This is a genomic window from Phormidium sp. FACHB-1136 (assembly GCF_014697375.1).
Lineage (GTDB): Bacteria > Cyanobacteriota > Cyanobacteriia > Phormidesmidales > Phormidesmidaceae > Nodosilinea.
Genome location: NZ_JACJRS010000042.1, coordinates 32,829 through 48,961, shown reverse-complemented (window position 1 = coordinate 48,961; position 16,133 = coordinate 32,829). Strand labels below are relative to the sequence as shown.

The 16,133-nt window shown below is 57.1% G+C and carries 17 protein-coding genes, 1 pseudogene and 1 riboswitch; of the genes and pseudogenes, 8 read left to right on the top strand and 10 right to left on the bottom strand.

Annotated elements, in window-relative coordinates; genetic code table 11:
• The first annotated feature begins 257 nt into the window (after nt 1-257).
• Nucleotides 258-1,790 (top strand): AAA family ATPase, encoded by a 1,533-nt coding sequence (locus tag H6G62_RS13985; protein ID WP_190496133.1) that lies wholly within the window; start codon nt 258-260, stop codon nt 1,788-1,790.
• Between the two features lie 18 nt (nt 1,791-1,808).
• On the opposite strand, the gene H6G62_RS13980 is transcribed toward H6G62_RS13985, so the two are convergent.
• The 3 genes and pseudogenes from H6G62_RS13980 to H6G62_RS27880 all read right to left on the bottom strand — a co-directional run bounded on the left by H6G62_RS13980 (nt 1,809) and on the right by H6G62_RS27880 (nt 3,436).
• Nucleotides 1,809-2,303, bottom strand: a complete 495-nt coding sequence (locus H6G62_RS13980) for a MogA/MoaB family molybdenum cofactor biosynthesis protein (RefSeq protein WP_190496131.1) — start codon at nt 2,301-2,303, stop codon at nt 1,809-1,811.
• Nucleotides 2,304-2,315: 12 nt separating this feature from the next.
• Complete coding sequence (psb28, locus tag H6G62_RS13975; protein ID WP_190496129.1) at nt 2,316-2,648, bottom strand: photosystem II reaction center protein Psb28; 333 nt, start codon at nt 2,646-2,648, stop codon at nt 2,316-2,318.
• Nucleotides 2,649-2,869: 221 nt separating this feature from the next.
• Nucleotides 2,870-3,436, bottom strand: a pseudogene (locus H6G62_RS27880) (transposase family protein).
• Between the two features lie 203 nt (nt 3,437-3,639).
• Between H6G62_RS27880 and rarD the strand changes: the two are divergent.
• Nucleotides 3,640-4,563, top strand: coding sequence for an EamA family transporter RarD (gene rarD / locus H6G62_RS13960; RefSeq protein ID WP_242051996.1), 924 nt, complete (start codon nt 3,640-3,642; stop codon nt 4,561-4,563).
• Here the strand turns inward: rarD and H6G62_RS13955 are convergent.
• Both H6G62_RS13955 and H6G62_RS28345 read right to left on the bottom strand, forming a co-directional pair.
• Nucleotides 4,554-5,003 (bottom strand): SRPBCC domain-containing protein, encoded by a 450-nt coding sequence (locus H6G62_RS13955; RefSeq protein ID WP_190496125.1) that lies wholly within the window; start codon nt 5,001-5,003, stop codon nt 4,554-4,556. The genes rarD and H6G62_RS13955 overlap by 10 nt on opposite strands.
• Nucleotides 5,004-5,213: 210 nt before the next feature.
• Entirely contained in the window at nt 5,214-5,345 is a 132-nt protein-coding gene (locus H6G62_RS28345; protein ID WP_277883029.1) for a hypothetical protein, read from the bottom strand.
• A gap of 173 nt (nt 5,346-5,518) precedes the next feature.
• Nucleotides 5,519-5,597: riboswitch (Glutamine riboswitch) on the top strand.
• 43 nt (nt 5,598-5,640) lie between these two features.
• Between H6G62_RS28345 and H6G62_RS28610 the strand changes: the two genes are divergently transcribed.
• Together H6G62_RS28610 and H6G62_RS13945 are read left to right on the top strand one after the other, a co-directional pair.
• The gene (locus H6G62_RS28610) at nt 5,641-6,090 is read left to right on the top strand and encodes a DUF4278 domain-containing protein (protein ID WP_190496123.1); all 450 of its coding nucleotides are present in this window, start codon (nt 5,641-5,643) and stop codon (nt 6,088-6,090) included.
• Nucleotides 6,091-6,508: 418 nt separating this feature from the next.
• Nucleotides 6,509-8,590 carry a M3 family metallopeptidase gene (locus tag H6G62_RS13945; RefSeq protein WP_190496120.1) on the top strand — a complete coding sequence of 694 codons (2,082 nt, stop codon included), beginning with the start codon at nt 6,509-6,511 and terminating at the stop codon, nt 8,588-8,590.
• A gap of 50 nt (nt 8,591-8,640) precedes the next feature.
• Here the strand turns inward: H6G62_RS13945 and H6G62_RS13940 are convergent, their stop codons facing one another.
• Nucleotides 8,641-8,826 (bottom strand): hypothetical protein, encoded by a 186-nt coding sequence (locus tag H6G62_RS13940; RefSeq protein WP_190496118.1) that lies wholly within the window; start codon nt 8,824-8,826, stop codon nt 8,641-8,643.
• A 184-nt stretch (nt 8,827-9,010) separates the two neighbouring features.
• On the opposite strand from H6G62_RS13940, the gene H6G62_RS13935 reads away from it, so the two are divergent.
• Entirely contained in the window at nt 9,011-10,279 is a 1,269-nt protein-coding gene (locus H6G62_RS13935; protein WP_190496116.1) for a DUF4157 domain-containing protein, read from the top strand.
• 100 nt (nt 10,280-10,379) lie between these two features.
• Nucleotides 10,380-11,024, top strand: a complete 645-nt coding sequence (locus tag H6G62_RS13930; RefSeq protein ID WP_190496114.1) for a hypothetical protein — start codon at nt 10,380-10,382, stop codon at nt 11,022-11,024.
• 46 nt (nt 11,025-11,070) lie between these two features.
• Here H6G62_RS13930 and H6G62_RS13925 read toward each other — a convergent pair whose 3' ends face one another.
• Both H6G62_RS13925 and H6G62_RS13920 read right to left on the bottom strand, forming a co-directional pair.
• Entirely contained in the window at nt 11,071-12,792 is a 1,722-nt protein-coding gene (locus tag H6G62_RS13925) for an FAD-dependent oxidoreductase (RefSeq protein ID WP_190496112.1), read from the bottom strand.
• Between the two features lie 74 nt (nt 12,793-12,866).
• The gene (locus H6G62_RS13920; RefSeq protein WP_347239355.1) at nt 12,867-13,244 is read right to left on the bottom strand and encodes a cupin domain-containing protein; all 378 of its coding nucleotides are present in this window, start codon (nt 13,242-13,244) and stop codon (nt 12,867-12,869) included.
• A gap of 238 nt (nt 13,245-13,482) precedes the next feature.
• Between H6G62_RS13920 and H6G62_RS13915 the strand changes: the two genes are divergently transcribed.
• Complete coding sequence (locus H6G62_RS13915) at nt 13,483-14,124, top strand: hypothetical protein (RefSeq protein ID WP_190496110.1); 642 nt, start codon at nt 13,483-13,485, stop codon at nt 14,122-14,124.
• On the opposite strand, the gene H6G62_RS13910 is transcribed toward H6G62_RS13915, so the two are convergent.
• On the bottom strand, nt 14,062-14,205 hold the full coding sequence (locus H6G62_RS13910) for a hypothetical protein (protein WP_190496108.1): 144 nt from the start codon (nt 14,203-14,205) through the stop codon (nt 14,062-14,064). The genes H6G62_RS13915 and H6G62_RS13910 overlap by 63 nt on opposite strands.
• A 107-nt stretch (nt 14,206-14,312) precedes the next feature.
• Nucleotides 14,313-15,056 carry an FCD domain-containing protein gene (locus H6G62_RS13905; RefSeq protein ID WP_190496106.1) on the bottom strand — a complete coding sequence of 248 codons (744 nt, stop codon included), beginning with the start codon at nt 15,054-15,056 and terminating at the stop codon, nt 14,313-14,315.
• 496 nt (nt 15,057-15,552) lie between these two features.
• Here H6G62_RS13905 and H6G62_RS13900 point away from each other — a divergent pair, with 496 nt between their 5' ends.
• The gene (locus H6G62_RS13900) at nt 15,553-16,098 is read left to right on the top strand and encodes a zf-TFIIB domain-containing protein (RefSeq protein ID WP_347239354.1); all 546 of its coding nucleotides are present in this window, start codon (nt 15,553-15,555) and stop codon (nt 16,096-16,098) included.
• Nucleotides 16,099-16,133 lie beyond the last annotated feature (35 nt).

The window sequence follows — 16,133 nt, the reverse complement described above, 5'->3', positions numbered from 1 at the left end:
TGCTTCTGAAGCTCTTGCTTTTCCTCTGACGTTAGATAGTTTCTGACTCCCATGGCTTATTCCAGAATTTTAATGTATTATACGCAGTTTAGATGACTAACAGCTTAACGGTTGACCTCCCTCAATACAACGTCGGTGGGTAGGCGTTGAACAATCTCTAGCAGGTGTCGGTGCAATTCAGTCATTAGACTAATGAGGGTTAGGGGTGATTCGTTGCCCCTGCGGTGTTTGTCTAGTCCCCTTAACGAGAACTTGCCATGTCCCTCAAAGACAGCGTGCAGCACTTCAAGACCCTGGTGGTTTCCTTCCATCCAGTGATTGTAATTGAAACGGTGGAGGAGGAGCGGGTACAAACCCTGATGCAAAAGGCCTGCACCGATATGCAAATGCCCATCTTTGAGTGGAGCATTGCCCAGGGCTTGATGCGTTCTCCCGAAAGCCCTGACAACCGCTGGCAGAATGAGTATGCGCCCCCAGGTAGTAAGCGCGGACAAGCCCTGCCCAAAACCGCCGAACCCATCGATATGCTGCGCCACATCCAGGATATGAGCTTTAAGGCTATTTTTTGGCTCAAGGACTTTGCTCCCCACCTGAAGGATGCCGTCGTGGCTCGCCAGTTTCGGGAGGTGGTGCAACAGTTTTCCCTCAACCGATCCACGATTGTGATCAGTGGTAGCGGGGTCGTTTTGCCGCCAGAACTGGCCCAGGATGCGGCCTATTTAGATTTGAAACTGCCAGAACCAGAGGAGCTCATGGCCGAAGTTTCTAAGGTTGCTAGGTCGGTTAATGGCAAGGTGGCGGTTGAGTTAACCCCTGAAGTCGTCCATGCCCTTGTCAAGGCTTTGCGAGGGATGACCCTGAGCCAAACGCGCAAGGTAGTTTCCTATGCCGCTTACCACGACAACAAACTCAACGCCGACGACGTTAAACGTATCATTGACCGCAAGGCCCAGGTCATCCATGAGGAAGGACTTTTAGATTATTTTCCCCCAGAAACCAACGCGGCAGAACTGGGTGGCTTTGAGGGGTTGAAGCGCTGGCTGGCCTATGCACGGGTTGGCTTTACGCCCCAGGCCCGTAAGTTTAACCTGCCCGCTCCCAAGGGCATTTTGATTGTGGGGATTCAGGGCTGTGGCAAGTCCCTCGCGGCCAAAACCATTGCCCGTCAGTGGAATTTGCCCCTGCTAAAGTTGGATGCAGGGCGACTGTACGACAAATATGTGGGCGAGTCGGACAAAAACTTTCGGCGGGCGGTAGTGCTTGCCGAAACCATGGCCCCTTGCATCCTGTGGATTGACGAGATTGAAAAAAGCATGGGCCAAAGCAACAGCGATGCCGACGGGGGGCTCAGTCGGCGGCTGTTTGGCTATTTTTTGACTTGGCTGCAAGAAAAATCCCAGGAAATTTTTGTGGTGGCTACGGCCAATGATCTGTCGGCTATTCCGCCGGAACTGTTGCGTAAGGGCCGTTTTGACGAGATCTTCTTTGTCGATTTGCCCGACGATAACGAACGGGAAAACATTTTCAAAATCCACCTCAACCTTCGCAACCAAGGGCTAGAAGCCTACGACCTGCCCACCCTGGTAGCCGTCACCGAGGGCTTTAGTGGGGCCGAAATCGAACAGGCCATTATCACCGCCCACTACCGCGCCCTCTACGAAAATCGCCCCGCCGATACGGCCCTTGTGGTTGAACAAGTCAAGCGTACCGTACCCCTGTCCGTCACCCGTCGGGAAGACATCAACCGCCTCCGCGCCATAGCGAAGGAACGCTTCGTCCCTGCTCGATAGGGGCGAGGCTCCCTCGCCCTATCCCCGCAGCAAGCTCACGAGGTGGGGGAGTTCCGGCAAAATCAGGGTATCCATCGCCAATTTCACCGCCTTGCTGGAACCGGGCAGAGAAAATAGCAGCTTACCCCGATACACTCCCGCCACTGCACGGGAGGCCATGGCACGGGATCCAATTTCCTGGAAGCTCAGATGGCGGAACAGTTCACCAAAGCCGGGAAGGGTTTTCTCTAGCAGGGCTTCTAGGGCGTCGTAGGTGGTGTCGCGGGGGGCAATTCCGGTGCCGCCGTTGACGAGGATGGCATCTAGGGCGGTGTTTGCGCCCCACTGGATGACTAAATCCTGAATGAGATCTGGCTCATCGACCACAATGTGATAATCCAGCACCCGATGGCCCGCCGCTGTCAAGCTGGTTTGAATCAGTGATCCACTCTGATCGGTGTCGGGGGTGCGGGTGTCGCTGACAGTGATCACCGCACAGCCAACGGGACGATCTAGGGGGCGGGGATGGGCCATGGCTGCGATCCCCTAGCTTTTAGTGAAGCCAAGGCCATTTTTCTCGGCGTAGCGGTTCATAAACCGCATGAAGCGATCCCAATCGGCTTCGCTTTTCATCACGTAGATGGCCTCAATGCCAGCGGGTTCGCCGTTGATGAACTTGCCGTTTACCTCGCGGGTCACCAGTTCCCCCTCTTCGTCTACGAGATACATCCCGGTCACTTCCACGCCGTTTTCAGACAGGGCTTGGGGATAGTCGAAGTAGAAGGTGGCGGTGCCGTTGGATCCGTCCTTAGCGCGGGTGAGGCGCACATCAGGAATGACGGGCTCGGCGATACCACGGGCAAATTGAATTTCGGCCATGCCAAAAGGTTCCTTGTAATCAATATATGAACTGCTAATACATAGAATTGTAAACCGCTATCGTCTTTACCTAACGTATCTGCGCCCTTAGAGTACTCCATGAAAATAACTATAGCGGAGTTCATTCGGGCGAGGTACGATCAAAGTAATAGACTTGTTGCGAAATAGCGGAAAAGTAGACAACTACAAGCATTGCCCATGGGTCCCTTCCCCGCCCTCGGTTAAGCGGCCATCAGATCAAAGTTCCAGAGCCCCGATGCGGTCAGCATCGACCGGTCATCGAATCCCGGTTTACGATTGCGGTAGACCTGACGGACAATCCCATAGCGTTTTAGCCCTGCAAAGGTGTGCTCCCCGACCACCCGTTCTCGGGCCAGGGCTTGATGCTCTGCTTTTTGCTCATCGGTGAGGTGTCCCCCCTTCGGTTTCTTGTGGGAAATCTCGACGTTGACATATTCGTTTTGCAGCCCCTGAAAGCCTAAATCACCCTGGATCTTGACCGCATCGGGGATCCACTCGGCTCATCCTTCGGTATTCAGGATGCCTTTATCGTGGGCTTTGCCGGGATAGGCGGTGCTGAATAGGAGAATCGAGCGGTCGGGGGCCACCCCGGCCCGATGCGTGCGGGTATGACGCTTCTTTTGGCCGGAGTCATCCTCCTTCTGTGGGTTCCGGTCTTTCGACCGCTGGTTCGGGCGCTCCGTCCCATCGAGGATCACACCCTTCACGTCGGGGAAGGCTTCGACAAACCCCTCAAGACTCGTCACTTTCCGCTGCGGTAGCGCCATCTTTTTCCCCAACGCCGTCGGTCATTCTGGAGGGCGCGTTGGACGTTCAGCATGGTACAACGGGGTTCGCCCGATTCAGGGGCTGTTATCGCTCAATTTCGCAACAAGTCTAGTGCCCACTGCCGTGGGCGCAGGCCAATGCAGGGGTGGAGCAATCGGCCTAAAATAGACCCTCTGGCACCTACTCGTTCTTGTGTGAACCCTTGGCCCACTCCTCCCCTGTACCGTCTTCCCCAGCGCTTTCCTCCAGTCAACCTAACCCCGGTGGTGGCGTCCTCTATGCCCTGATGGCCTACGGAGCCTGGGGGCTGCTGCCGATTTACTGGAAGTTCTTGGGCATTAGCCCAGCGGTAGAGGTGTTGAGCCATCGCATGATTTGGTCGGCGGTGTTTTTAATTCTAATTTTGCTGGTACAGGGGCGATTGTCCGATCTGGTGGCCCTACTGCGCCAGCCGCGCCGGGTGGGGGTATTGTTCCTCACCGCCAGTTTGCTCAGCGTCAACTGGGGCATCTATATCTATGGCGTCAACAGCGACCAGGTGGTGGAGGCTAGCCTGGGCTACTACATCAACCCCCTAGTCACGGTGCTGCTGGGGTTTGTGTTTCTGAAGGAGCGGCTCCATCCGCTGCAACGGGTAGCGGTGGCCCTGGCAGCGGTGGGGGTGGGCTACTTCATCGTGCAGTTCGGCACCGTGCCCTGGATTGCCCTGAGTTTGGCGGTTAGTTTTGCCTTCTATGGGCTGCTGCGCAAGACGACCCCCGTGGCTCCCCTGGTCGGGCTGGCGGTGGAAACCCTGCTGATTACGCCTGTCACCCTGACCTTTGTTAGCTATCTGGGCTTCACCGGGCAGGGGCATTTTGGCCAAACCATCCCTCTGACGCTGCTATTTATGGGGGCTGGAGTGGCCACCTCCATGCCGCTGCTGTGGTTCAACACCGCCGCCAAACGCCTGACCTTGGCCACCCTGGGCTTTTTTCAATACCTGGCTCCCTCCATTGCCCTGCTGCTGGGGGTGCTGGTCTATGGCGAACCCTTCACCTCCACCCACCTGATCACCTTCGGCTGCATTTGGACGGCCCTCGCCCTCTACACCGTCACCGCATGGCGACACAAGGATCACCACTGACGGCGATAGTCCTGCTCCACGTAGCGTTTGATTTGGCGGCTCATGCGGCTGATCCCCTCTTTTTCATCGCGGCGGATGAAGGGCAAAAACACGCGGGACAGCATCCCCGATACCCGTTCCTGGTGAATATATTTGGTGCGGTTGGGGCCGATGTCTTCCAGTTCAAAGACGTGTTCACTGCGAAAACCAGGAACTTTGGCCATCCAGCGCAGGCAGCGGTTGGGCTGCACCACCAAAATGCGGGGCTGAAACTCGGTTTCGTCCTCCCCTTCTAGGCGGCGCAGGGCCAGCAAGATATCCCCCCCTGGGCGGATGGGGCGGCTGGGGTCGCAGTCGTAGAGAAAGGTATTCCAGCGATGCCATTCTTCCTTGCGAATTAGGGCATCCCAGACGGCAAACCGGGGCGCGTCGATGGTGACTTCACTGTAGAGGCTGGGCATGGCAAACCGAGGGCTAGGCGGGCTGAGGCACCGTACGCCAAAGACGATCCTTCTATCTTCCCACAGTGGTTTCCCCTTAGCCGATGGGCCACCCTAGGGTGCCATCTGGGGGTTAGCAACCTTCTTCCGGCTTGTGCTTGAGCCCTCGCCCCAAACCCTCTCCCACGGGGCTACGGTTTATACAACCGACATTCCGCAGGTTGACAGGAGTTACTTTAGGAGAGAAGACTGGCAAGCCGGGAAGCCCATGAGGCGAATGATCTTGCGACGTTCTTCCCAGCGGTGGCTACCCTGCTGGACGGTTCCCGTGGAGGCCAGGTGAATGGCCTGAAACGTCTGCAAAATCCCGCGAAAAGTCGGTGTGCAGGTGGGGCGCTGCTTTATGAGATATGGCCTGGGAGCGTCGCTTCTTTAAGGACAAAGGACAGAAGATCCCCCTATGAAGAACCGTAACAGTTCAACCCCTCCCTTGACTTCCTTCAAAACCGTAGCTTACTATACAGAAGTAAATTGAATTCGTTCATCTCTCTCGCTCATCTCATTCGGATCAGAGAGAGACGGAAGTAGGGGCTGATCCCCCCGAAGGAACGCGCCCCAAGGTTTGGATCAAATTCCTTGATCTTTTGGAGGCGACCTCATGAAACTTACTTATCGCGGCGTTAGCTACGACTACAATCCCCCCACCGTTGACCTGAAAGCCGTGGACGAAGTTGGTAAATTCCGGGGCGTGGATATCCGGTTCCGCACGGTCACTAAGGCTCCTGTACAGCAGCCCACCGTTGACCTCATGTATCGCGGGGTGGCCTACAACACGGGTATTGCTGCGGCGGTGGATCCTGTGGCGGCTCCCGTGGTTGCTGATGTGGTGGCTCCTGTGGCCGCTGCCGTTAGCACCGAGGACAAAGCCCGTCTGATGATGGTCAACCGCCATCGCACCGTCAAGCGTCGTCAGCAGTCTATGTTGGCTCGTTTGGCCACCGAAGCGGGTCTGCCTGCCGAAGCGGCCCGCTACTGGAACCACATCCAGGGCAAGGTTCACCCTAGCTTTTGGGCTACCTATGGCCGCAGTGGTGCCGCTGTCAGCTAAGGTATAGCACGGCCTAGACCGAGCACGGCGAAAGAATCTGTTCTGATCGAACTCCTGGGGTACTTTGCCCTGGGAGTTTTTTGCGTAGTGGCACAGCGGGGATCTGCCATTCCCTTCTCTAACCTTAGTTCGGGATAACCTCAGCTACTCCCGGTATCATCCGTGGGCGAGGAGACCTCATGGTCTTAACGGTCGGGGTCGGCTTGGGACTAACCCTTGCCTAGGTCTCGAAAAGACAATCCGACGGGAATCAGGCAGAATAACTAAGGTAACTCCCTTAGCGTTTGGCTCTCTGTTTAGATCTATTCCGTCCCACGCTACGGCCCATCGATCCCCTCCGGGCTGGAGATAACGTCAAGCCCTTCGCGGCTGCATCTCTACCCTTGCATCACTCCTTACTCTTTCTATCGTTCTAACTATGACGGCGACGACTGTACAAAATCCCCTCCTAATTGGTGCTGGTCTACCTCCCTTCGACCACATCGAAACCGATCACATCGTCCCTGGCATCGCCACTCTACTGGAGCATCTCAGGACTGACCTACAAGGGTTGGAGGCTAGCGTGGTGCCCACCTGGAACGGCCTAGTGGAGCCCTTGACCCGGATTGAAGAGCGGTTGGGATGGAGTTGGGGCATCATCGGTCACCTGATGGGGGTAAAAAATAGCCCCGAACTGCGATCCGCCTACGAAGCGGTGCAGCCCGGACTGGTACAGTTTTCCATTCAGTTGGGCCAAAGCCAGCCCCTGTACAACGCCTTTAGGCAACTGCGGGCCAGCACCGAGTGGGATAGCCTCGATGCGGCCCAACAGCGAATTGTGGAAGCCTCGTTGCGGGAGGCGGAACTGTCTGGCGTGGGCCTGGAGGGAGCGGAGAAGGATCGATTCAACGAGATTCAGCAAACCCTGGCGGAACTGACCACCAAGTTTGCCAACCAGGTGTTGGATGCCACCAAAGCCTTTCGCCTGGTGTTGACCACCGCCGAGGAGGTGGATGGCCTGCCCCCCAGCCTGCTGGCCCTCGCCGCCCAAGCCGCCCGCGATGCCGGGGAAGTGGAAGCCAACCCGGAGGCTGGCCCCTGGCACATTACCCTCGATTTCCCCAGCTATGGGCCGTTTATGCAGCACAGTCGGCGGCGGGATTTACGGGAAAAGATCTACCGCGCCTTTGTCACCCGTGCCTCGGAGGGGGATTTAGACAATCGGCCCCTGATTGAGCAAATTTTGGCCCTGCGCCACGAAATGGCCAATCTGCTGAGCTATGGCACCTACGCCGAGCTGAGTCTGGCCCGCAAAATGGCCCCCTCTGTAGAGGCCATTGACCAGCTCATGGAGGAACTGCGCCGCGCCAGCTACGACACCGCCGTGAAGGAACTGGCCGACCTGAAAGCCTTTGCCGCTGAAAAGGGTGCCCCCGAAGCCGACGACCTCACCCACTGGGACACCGCCTTTTGGGCCGAGCGCATCCGCGAAGAAAAGTACGGCCTCAACGACGAAGAACTGCGGCCCTACTTTCCCCTGCCCCAGGTGCTCGACGGGTTGTTTGCCCTGGCCAGCCGCATTTTCGACATCACCATTGCCCCCGCCGATGGGGAAGCCCCCCTCTGGCACCCCGACGTGCGCTACTTCCAGGTGCTGAACGGCAGCGGCGACCCCATCGCCCACTTTTACCTCGATCCCTACAGCCGTCCCGCCGAAAAACGCGGCGGTGCCTGGATGGATACCTGCATCAACCGGGGCAAGGTGAAGGGGCAGGTGCGATTGCCCGTGGCCTACCTCGTGTGTAACCAAGCGCCCCCGGTGGATGGCAAGCCCAGTCTAATGACCTTCCGCGACGTGGAAACCCTGTTCCATGAGTTTGGCCACGGCCTGCAACATATGCTCACCCAGGTAGACCACACCGGGGCGGCGGGGATTAACAACGTGGAATGGGACGCCGTGGAACTGCCCAGCCAGTTCATGGAAAACTGGTGCTACCACCGCGATACCCTGCTCACCCTAGCCCGCCATTACGAAACTGGGGCTCCCCTGCCGGAGGATCTCTACCAAAAAATCGTCGCCGCCCGCACCTTTATGACCGGAAGCGCCATTCTGCGCCAGGTGCGTTTCGGCTGGACGGATCTAGAACTGCACCACCGCTACCAACCCGGAGGCGAAACCATCGCGGAGGTGAATCACCGCATTGCCGCCCAGTGTTCCGTCCTCAAGCCCCTGCCCGAAGACGCCTTCCTCTGCGCCTTCACCCACATCTTTGCCGGGGGCTATGCCGCAGGCTACTACAGCTACTTCTGGGCCGAGGTGCTCAGTGCCGATGCCTTCGCCGCCTTTGAGGAAGTGGGCCTCGACAACGAAACCGCCATCGCCGAAACGGGCCATCGGTTCCGGGATACGGTGCTGGCCCTGGGCGGTAGCCGCCATCCCATGGAGGTGTTCAAAGCCTTCCGGGGCCGGGAACCCAGTACCCAAGCCCTACTGCGCCACCGGGGTCTAGTCGCGGCCTAGCACGCTGACCTAGTTGCCGCTTTCTGAGGCCGACCTGGGGCCATCGCCACCTACGACGGGCTACATTCACCGTTAACGGCATCCTTCGCGGGGCGGGGCAGACAAATGGGCACCGCCCCCAGGGATCGCACCAGCTTGTCGTAGGCTTCGGTGTCGGGTTCCCCGGTGTCTAAATTGCGGCCATGGACAAGCTTTCTTTCGGTCGCTGGCGGTCGCTTCGTGGCCCGTGCGGGCATCTAAATTCGGTAGTCCTGTTCTTGTCACCTTGCCCAGAATCGGCAGGGGATTGGTCAAGAAATTCACGGGAAATGATCGTTGTTAATGCTTACCTAGGGGGCAACAGCTTCCTAGCCCCGCAAGATCTAGACCATCGTCTAAGCCCCCATGGGAAGCAACTGTGGGAACCTGGGTATTATCGCTATGCAGATTGCAGGTGTCCCCATGGCTCGATACCAGTCCTCCCGCCGCAAAGAGTCGCTATCGCCGTCCCGCAAGCCCGCGTCTGATAATGTTCTGCAACCCCGCCCCTTCCCCCTCCCGGAGTCGCAGGAACCCGCCCCACCCAACCTCAACCGGGACACCCCACCCCCACAATTTTCCATCACAGACCCCCACGGCAGCCGCCCCCAGCCCATCCAGCCCAAGCTCACCATCGGCGCACCGGGCGACAAGTACGAACAAGAAGCCGACCGAGTCGCCAGCCAGGTGGTGCAGCACATCAATGCCCCCAGTGCCAACCCATCTCAAGCCATCCAACGGGAAGGAATAGGCGAAGAAGATGAACTGCAAATGAAGCCCATGCTTCAGCGGCTAGAGATGCCTGAAGAAGAAGAGCTACAAATGAAGCCCATGCTTCAACGCATGGAGATCCCCGAAGAAGAAGAGCTACAAATGAAATCGGCTCCCTCTGCGGGCATTGTGGAAGGGGAAGCTGCCCCTGATCTAGAAACAAGCATTCAGCAAGCCAGGGGCGGGGGCCAAGCCCTAGCGCCCGATTTGCAAACCAAAATGGGCCAAGCCATGGGGGCCGACTTTAGCCAGGTGCGAGTTCATACCAACACCCAATCCGACCAACTCAATCGTTCGATTCAAGCCAAAGCCTTTACCACTGGCCAAGATATTTTCTTCCGCCAAGGAGCCTATCAACCCGGTAATCGGGGTGGCCAAGAACTGATCGCCCACGAGTTAACCCATGTAGTGCAGCAGATTCCAGGCACTCTTCAGCGACAAACCCTCGCTGATATTCCACCTGAAATGCAAGAGGAGATGGAAGAGGAAGGGGGATACATTCAGGCTAAACTCGATGGCTTACCAAGCTTGCAAAATGCCGTTATTCAACGAGCCTATGTAGGGCGAAGACCACTAGGTGGAAAAATCAAGGGAGTGGGCAGCATTGCAAGTAAACCCTGGATTAAGAACAAAGGGATTTATCATGAGCATATTTTCTTTGAAGATGGACAAGCTCCACCTGACTGGGGCTTTATGGGGACAGCAGGTTGTGCTCAGGAGAAAGCAAAACATCTGGGAATCTATACGCAAGTTCCAGGTAAGACAGGTCTAGATGATGGGATTATGCGACAGGCTGTAGCTAATATAGGCAATCCTGGCGCATACAAGCTTTTAGGAAACAACTGTCAAGTTTATGTCAGTCGAGTTCTTGCGGAGTATCGTACTCTTGGTGGCACCTAAAACTAATAATGTACTTGAGTTGCTGCTGACCCTTTGTCATTTCTAGCTTCAATGATTGCTCCATTGCATTACCTGATGCTATTTAAAAGTGAGTTTCCTTATGGATGAGCTATTGACTCGTGAGTCTATTGATCAATGGATGAGTTTTTTCTACTGCAAGCCAAGCCCAGAACTTATCCCAGTTGCCATTCAGAGCATGATCCACCATGGGATTCTTAAAGAACCAACTAGTGCAACGTCAGTTCAAGCTTTTTTGACAGCTGTTTTTCGCAGATACCCTCACGATGTTTCCCTATGGTTAGTTGAAACTCTACCAGTTGCAGATTCAGAAGAGCAAGAAATTTTGCTCACAGCGCTGTGGTTGTCTGACACGCCAGAATCAAAGGAAAATCTGAAAGAACTAGGAAGTTTATTTCACTCTGACTTGAGCGAATTGAGGAACGACTATAACCAAAATTATCCGCCTAGTTTGTTGGATTTTGTTATTGACGATCCAGCAATTATCGATTGCTTATGGGCTAGCTTTATGGCAACAGGTGATAATCGATACATTAATCATTTGCTTGATTTCTTGCAAGGAGAAAATTCGGTTGAGGATGTCCTAGTGAGAAATGCTGTGATTTGGTCACTCGAATCCAACTTTAGAGAGCACAAGAAGGTTCAGGAGATCTGTCATCAGTATTTAGCCAATTGTTCTGAGCCTTCAGAAGTTCTAACTAGCATGATGGAGAGGGTGAAAAGTTAGCTTGACGACACTCGTAGGCATTCCACATCCAATCCTTTGATACACGCTACATTCCCAGCGCCTGTTCGGCCATGTGGTCTTCGGCATGGGCGACAAAGGGATAACGGGCTTTTCCGGTGGAATAGACCGTGGGATGGACGCTGCTGAAGGTGAGCGCTCCGCCGGAGAGGTTAAACACATGATCGAAGCCGCTTTGCATCAAAATGCGGGCGGCCATATAGCCCCGGAAGCCCACTCGGCAGTAGACAAATACGGGGGAATCGGCAGGAATTTCGCTCAGTCGATCCCGTAGGGTATCCAGGGGAATGTGGAACGCACCGGGGATGTGCCACTCTTCGTATTCGGCCTGGGTGCGGACATCGACGATGGTGCCGAGGTTGGTTTTTTCGGGGTAGTCTTCGGGGTACCAGGGCAGGTAGTCGCCCCGGAGGAGGTTGGCCCCCAAAAAGCCTGCCATGTTAACAGCATCCTTTGCGGAACCAAAGGGTGGCGCGTAGGAGAGTTCCAGGTGCTCCAAATCGTAGACGGTGAGGCCAGCCCGAATCGCCGTGGCCAGGACATCAATGCGTTTGTCGATGCCATCGAAGCCGACGACCTGAGCGCCTAAAAGTTTGCCGTCACCAGGGGCAAAGAGAACCTTGAGGTGCATGGCCGTGGTGCCGGGGTAGTAGGTGGCATGGCCGGAGGGATGCAGATACACCTTGCGGTAGGGGATGTTGGCCTGTCGCAGCATTCGTTCCGAGGCTCCGGTGCCGCCCCCGGCCATGTCGAAGAGTTTGACGATGGCGGTGCCCTGGGTGGTGCTGTAGGTGGAATTGCGCCCGCAGATGTTGTCAGCGGCGATGCGACCTTGACGGTTGGCTGGCCCTGCTAAGGCCGCCAGCATGGGTTCCCCGGTGATAGTGTGCTCGGTTTCTACCATGTCGCCCACGGCGTAGATGTCGGGATCGATGGTACGCATATGCTTATCCGTCACCAGGCCACCCCTTGGCCCCACGGGCAACCCCGCTGTCTTGGCCAGTTCCGTATTGGGGCGCACCCCCACGGCCATCACCACCAGGTCAGCGGTCAACACTTCACCGTTGGATAGGTTGGCTTGGATTTTGCCCTCTACATCGGTAAAGGATGCCGCCGCTGTGCCCAGGTGCAGCAGCACGCCGTGGTCGGCCATGTGGTACTGCAAATCCCGCGACATTTCAGCATCCAGGGTGGCCATAATTTGATCCATCATCTCCACCACATGCACCTTCAGGCCGCGATGCACCAAGTTTTCCGCCACTTCTACGCCAATGTAGCCGCCGCCGATCACAATCGCCCGCTGGGTATCTGGCCCCAGTTTGGCCATGATGGCGTCCATGTCGGGGATGTTCCGCAGCACAAAGATACTGGGGTGATCTATCCCTGGCAGGCGGGGACGAATGGGCACCGCCCCCAACGAAAGCACCAGTTTGTCGTAGGACTCGGTGTAGGTTTCCCCGGTGTCCAAATTGCGAACCTGGACAAGCTTGGCTTCCCGATCAATGGCGGTGACTTCGTGACCCGTGCGAACGTCCAGGTTGAGGTTTTGCTTGAGCTTTTCGGGGGTTTGCACCAGCAGTTTGTCCCGGTCGGCAATCACCCCACTGATGTGGTAGGGCAGGCCACAGTTGGCGTAGGACACGTAATGATCCCGCTCTAGCACCACAATTTCGGCCTGTTCATCCAGCCGCCGCGCCCGCGCCGCCGCTGAAGCCCCTCCGGCCACGCCACCCACCACAACCAGTTTCATAGGGATCCTTTTTTGCTCAATATCCTTGGGTCACGCCCCATTCTGTCATGCGGCATGGCGAAGGCCACTAATCTTCAGGATTTTCCAAGCTGTGCCTCGCCGGGGAGAATCTCTACGGGTTTCTCCCAGCCAATCAACACAATACACCCCTCTGGGCTGGCCACCCGATGCTGACTGCCCGGTGGGTTAATGGTCAAGGTGCCGACGGAATAGCGGCCCTGGTCATCTTCCTGGGCACCCCACAGCACCAAAATATGCTCGAAACCGGGATGGCGGTGGCGGGGTACCGAGGCACCGGGCTGATAGCGCAAAAGGGCCAGTTGGGCGGGGGTATCTTGCCCTTGGCAGAGGGGATAGATTTCCACGCCGGGGCGGAAGGGCTGCCAGGGAATCTCCCCTTGGCGCTGCCCAATGGTGAACAAGTCCGTGAGGATGGTTTGAGTGGGGGGCACGGGGGCTGGCTCCTGGATAATGCGATGGAACAGAGGATGGGGGACAGGGGAATTGGGACAGGAATATGGGACAGGAATTATGGGACAGCTTAACTATAAGCAGGAACAGGACGACGGGGCAGGGATCTCGTTTCGGATTAAGATGGCGGCGGGCCAATGGTAGAACTGGCTGGGGCCATCCTGGATTCCTCCCCTAGGAAGGGTATGCTAGGGCGGATCATCGGGTGTAGGGTGTGTTATGGGTTTTGTGCCAGTGGGGGTAGCTCTGTGCTTTTTGCCAGCGGGGCTGGGGTTGTGGAGCCAAGGGCTTCAGCCGTTACCATTGCCGTCGCGATTGTTGGCCTTGGCCCTGGGGTTGATGCTGCTGGAGCAGGCCCACATGGCGCGGGTGGATGTGAAACAGGTGCTAACGGCAAGGCGACTGGGATCAACGCCCCGACTAGAGCGGTTTACCGCCGTGTTGGCCGCAACCATCCTGGGTGAACTCGGTGGCTTTTACCTGGCGGCAGCGGGGTGGCTGGGCCTGGGGATGATGACGATCCTCGTTAGTCTGCTGGGCTTTAACCTGTTCGCCAATGGCCGCTTTGAGGGGCAGGCCTTTCACCCCTCTGGCCCCCGTCATCGGCTGGATGTGATTGCCATTGACCTCGTAGCCCTGGGGCTGGCCCTCCTGTGGCTGCTGGATTGGGGGCGCATGGCGGTGGCCAGTCTGCTGTTGGGGGTTACCCTCGCCTATGGGGTCGCCAAGCTCTATGCCTATGCCACGGCCCGCGTCAGTCTCTCAGAATTGCCCCGCACCCCATTGCCCCCTACCGCCTCAGCGGTTCATATCGCCCACGCCGCTCAGCAGCATCCACAGCCCGCCCAGCAAAATCGCTAGGGCCACAATCCCCAGCAGGGCATCCATTCCCAGCAGGCCATCCATTCCCAGCAGGCCATCCATCGACGAGGTAGCTTCCATAGTTCACCAGCGGTTATCAACGGGGCACGGCACATCGAACACCGCCCAAGGAACACGGTACCGTGAACGGGGCGGCATTGTTCCCAGGCATCTTGGGCCTGGGCCATCTAGATCGGGGGCTGGTAGGCTTCGATTTCTTGGATCACCCTAGCCTTGCTGGCACTGAGGTGGCCTTTGATGGCGGTGATGGCTACCTCAGAATTGCGGGTAGCGATGGCTTGGTAAATCTGTCGATGTTCTAGGCGAATGTCCAACACATCGGGGTTTTGTTTGAGAGTTTGAATCCGTAACAGAGCCATGGCGTCGAACAGGCCATCGAGCAGGGAGATCAGGCGACGATTGCCAGAGCTTTCAGCAATCAGATGGTGAAATTGGTAGTCCACATCAAGCAACTGTTGAGGGGAGATCTGCCCTGGGGTGGATGGGGATGGAGAAGGGGATGGGGCAACGGTACAAGGCTCTTGGGGCTGGGCTTCGAGGGCGTCGGCTTGCAAAACGCAGGCTTCGATGCGCTTGAGGTGTTCTGGGGTGGCGTTGGCGCAGGCTCCGGCCACAGCAAGGCATTCTAGGGCCAGTCGGCAGTCATACAGTTCGGCGGCATCGGCGGCGGTGATGGTGGTGACCCGCAACCCACCACTAACATCGGCGGTGGCCAATCCTTCCTGCTGAAGCTGGCGCAGGGCTTCCCGGAGGGGGGTGCGGCTGACCTGAAGCCACTCGGCCAGTTGGGTTTCTACCAGGCGATCTCCAGGGGCCAACTGCCCGGTCAGAATGGCCGAACGCAACGCTTGATAGACCTGTTCATAGAGGGACTTACCACGGCGGATAGTAGGGGAAGACGATAGAATCACGGAAATTCTGCAAGACGGGGCAAGGAAACAAACCAAGGGCCACGGCAGGAACGACGGGCATCCCCTGTCGGTGCAACGGCTGCGGGATACTTAGACCAGTTGTAACCCGATCATACAAAGATGGGGAGTTAAAAATGATGAAAAATCTTTTTCCCTGGTCAGCGCATTCTTAACTCTGTGGGTCACTCAGTCAATCGGCGGCATCTTCAGGGAGACAGGCTAGACCTAGCGGCAACCCATCAAAGCCTTGGCCTGTATAGGTTTCACTTACAGAGGCACAGGGTAAACTGTGGGACATCGTCCTAGGCTGGTGTCCCACAGTTTGGCCCATGGTGGCTTGGTCCTGGTTGCCCTGGGGGTCGCTCTGGACAACCCCTGGGAACGGTGGCGCAGAATGGTTTAATAGTAGGAATTCCTGGGGACGGCACGGCAATCCGTGGCCCCGCGTCACCTGTTAGGAGAACCCGCTTTGTACCAATGCCCGAAAGAGGGGAACGTGCCCCTGCAAGATAGCGAATTGGCCCCAGGGCTGGCGGCGAAGGCTTGCCCCAGTTGTGGCGGGTCTTGGATTCCGCCGGAGATTTACGACGAGTGGCAAAGGCCCCAGATTGACCCCGATGCCCCGACCCAGGTGGCCGTGCTGCCGCTGTCCCTGGATGTGCCCTTTCAGCCAGCGGGTTTAGATAATCGTGCCGCCCTTTGCCCCGACTGCCGCAGCTACCTAGTGCGGGGGCGAGTGAGCCTCAAGCACACCGCCTTTTATGTGGAGCGCTGCCCCAACTGCAAGGGGATTTGGTGCGATGCCGGGGAGTGGAACATTCTGCAAAAGCTGAGCTTGGATACCCACATTGGCTATCTTTTTTCCGCCGAGTGGCAGTCTCAGGTGCGGGATCAAGAGACCATTGCGCGGGAACAGCAGGCCATTGTCGATAAGCTAGGTCCAGACATTGCCGAGCGGATTTTTGCCCTATCCAAACTGCTGGAAGACCACCCCAACGGCGACTTTGGCGTTGCCTACCTGATGCGCCGCTTCGACCAATAGCGGATTCTCTCTGTCTCCCCTGCCCCGGCCTCCCC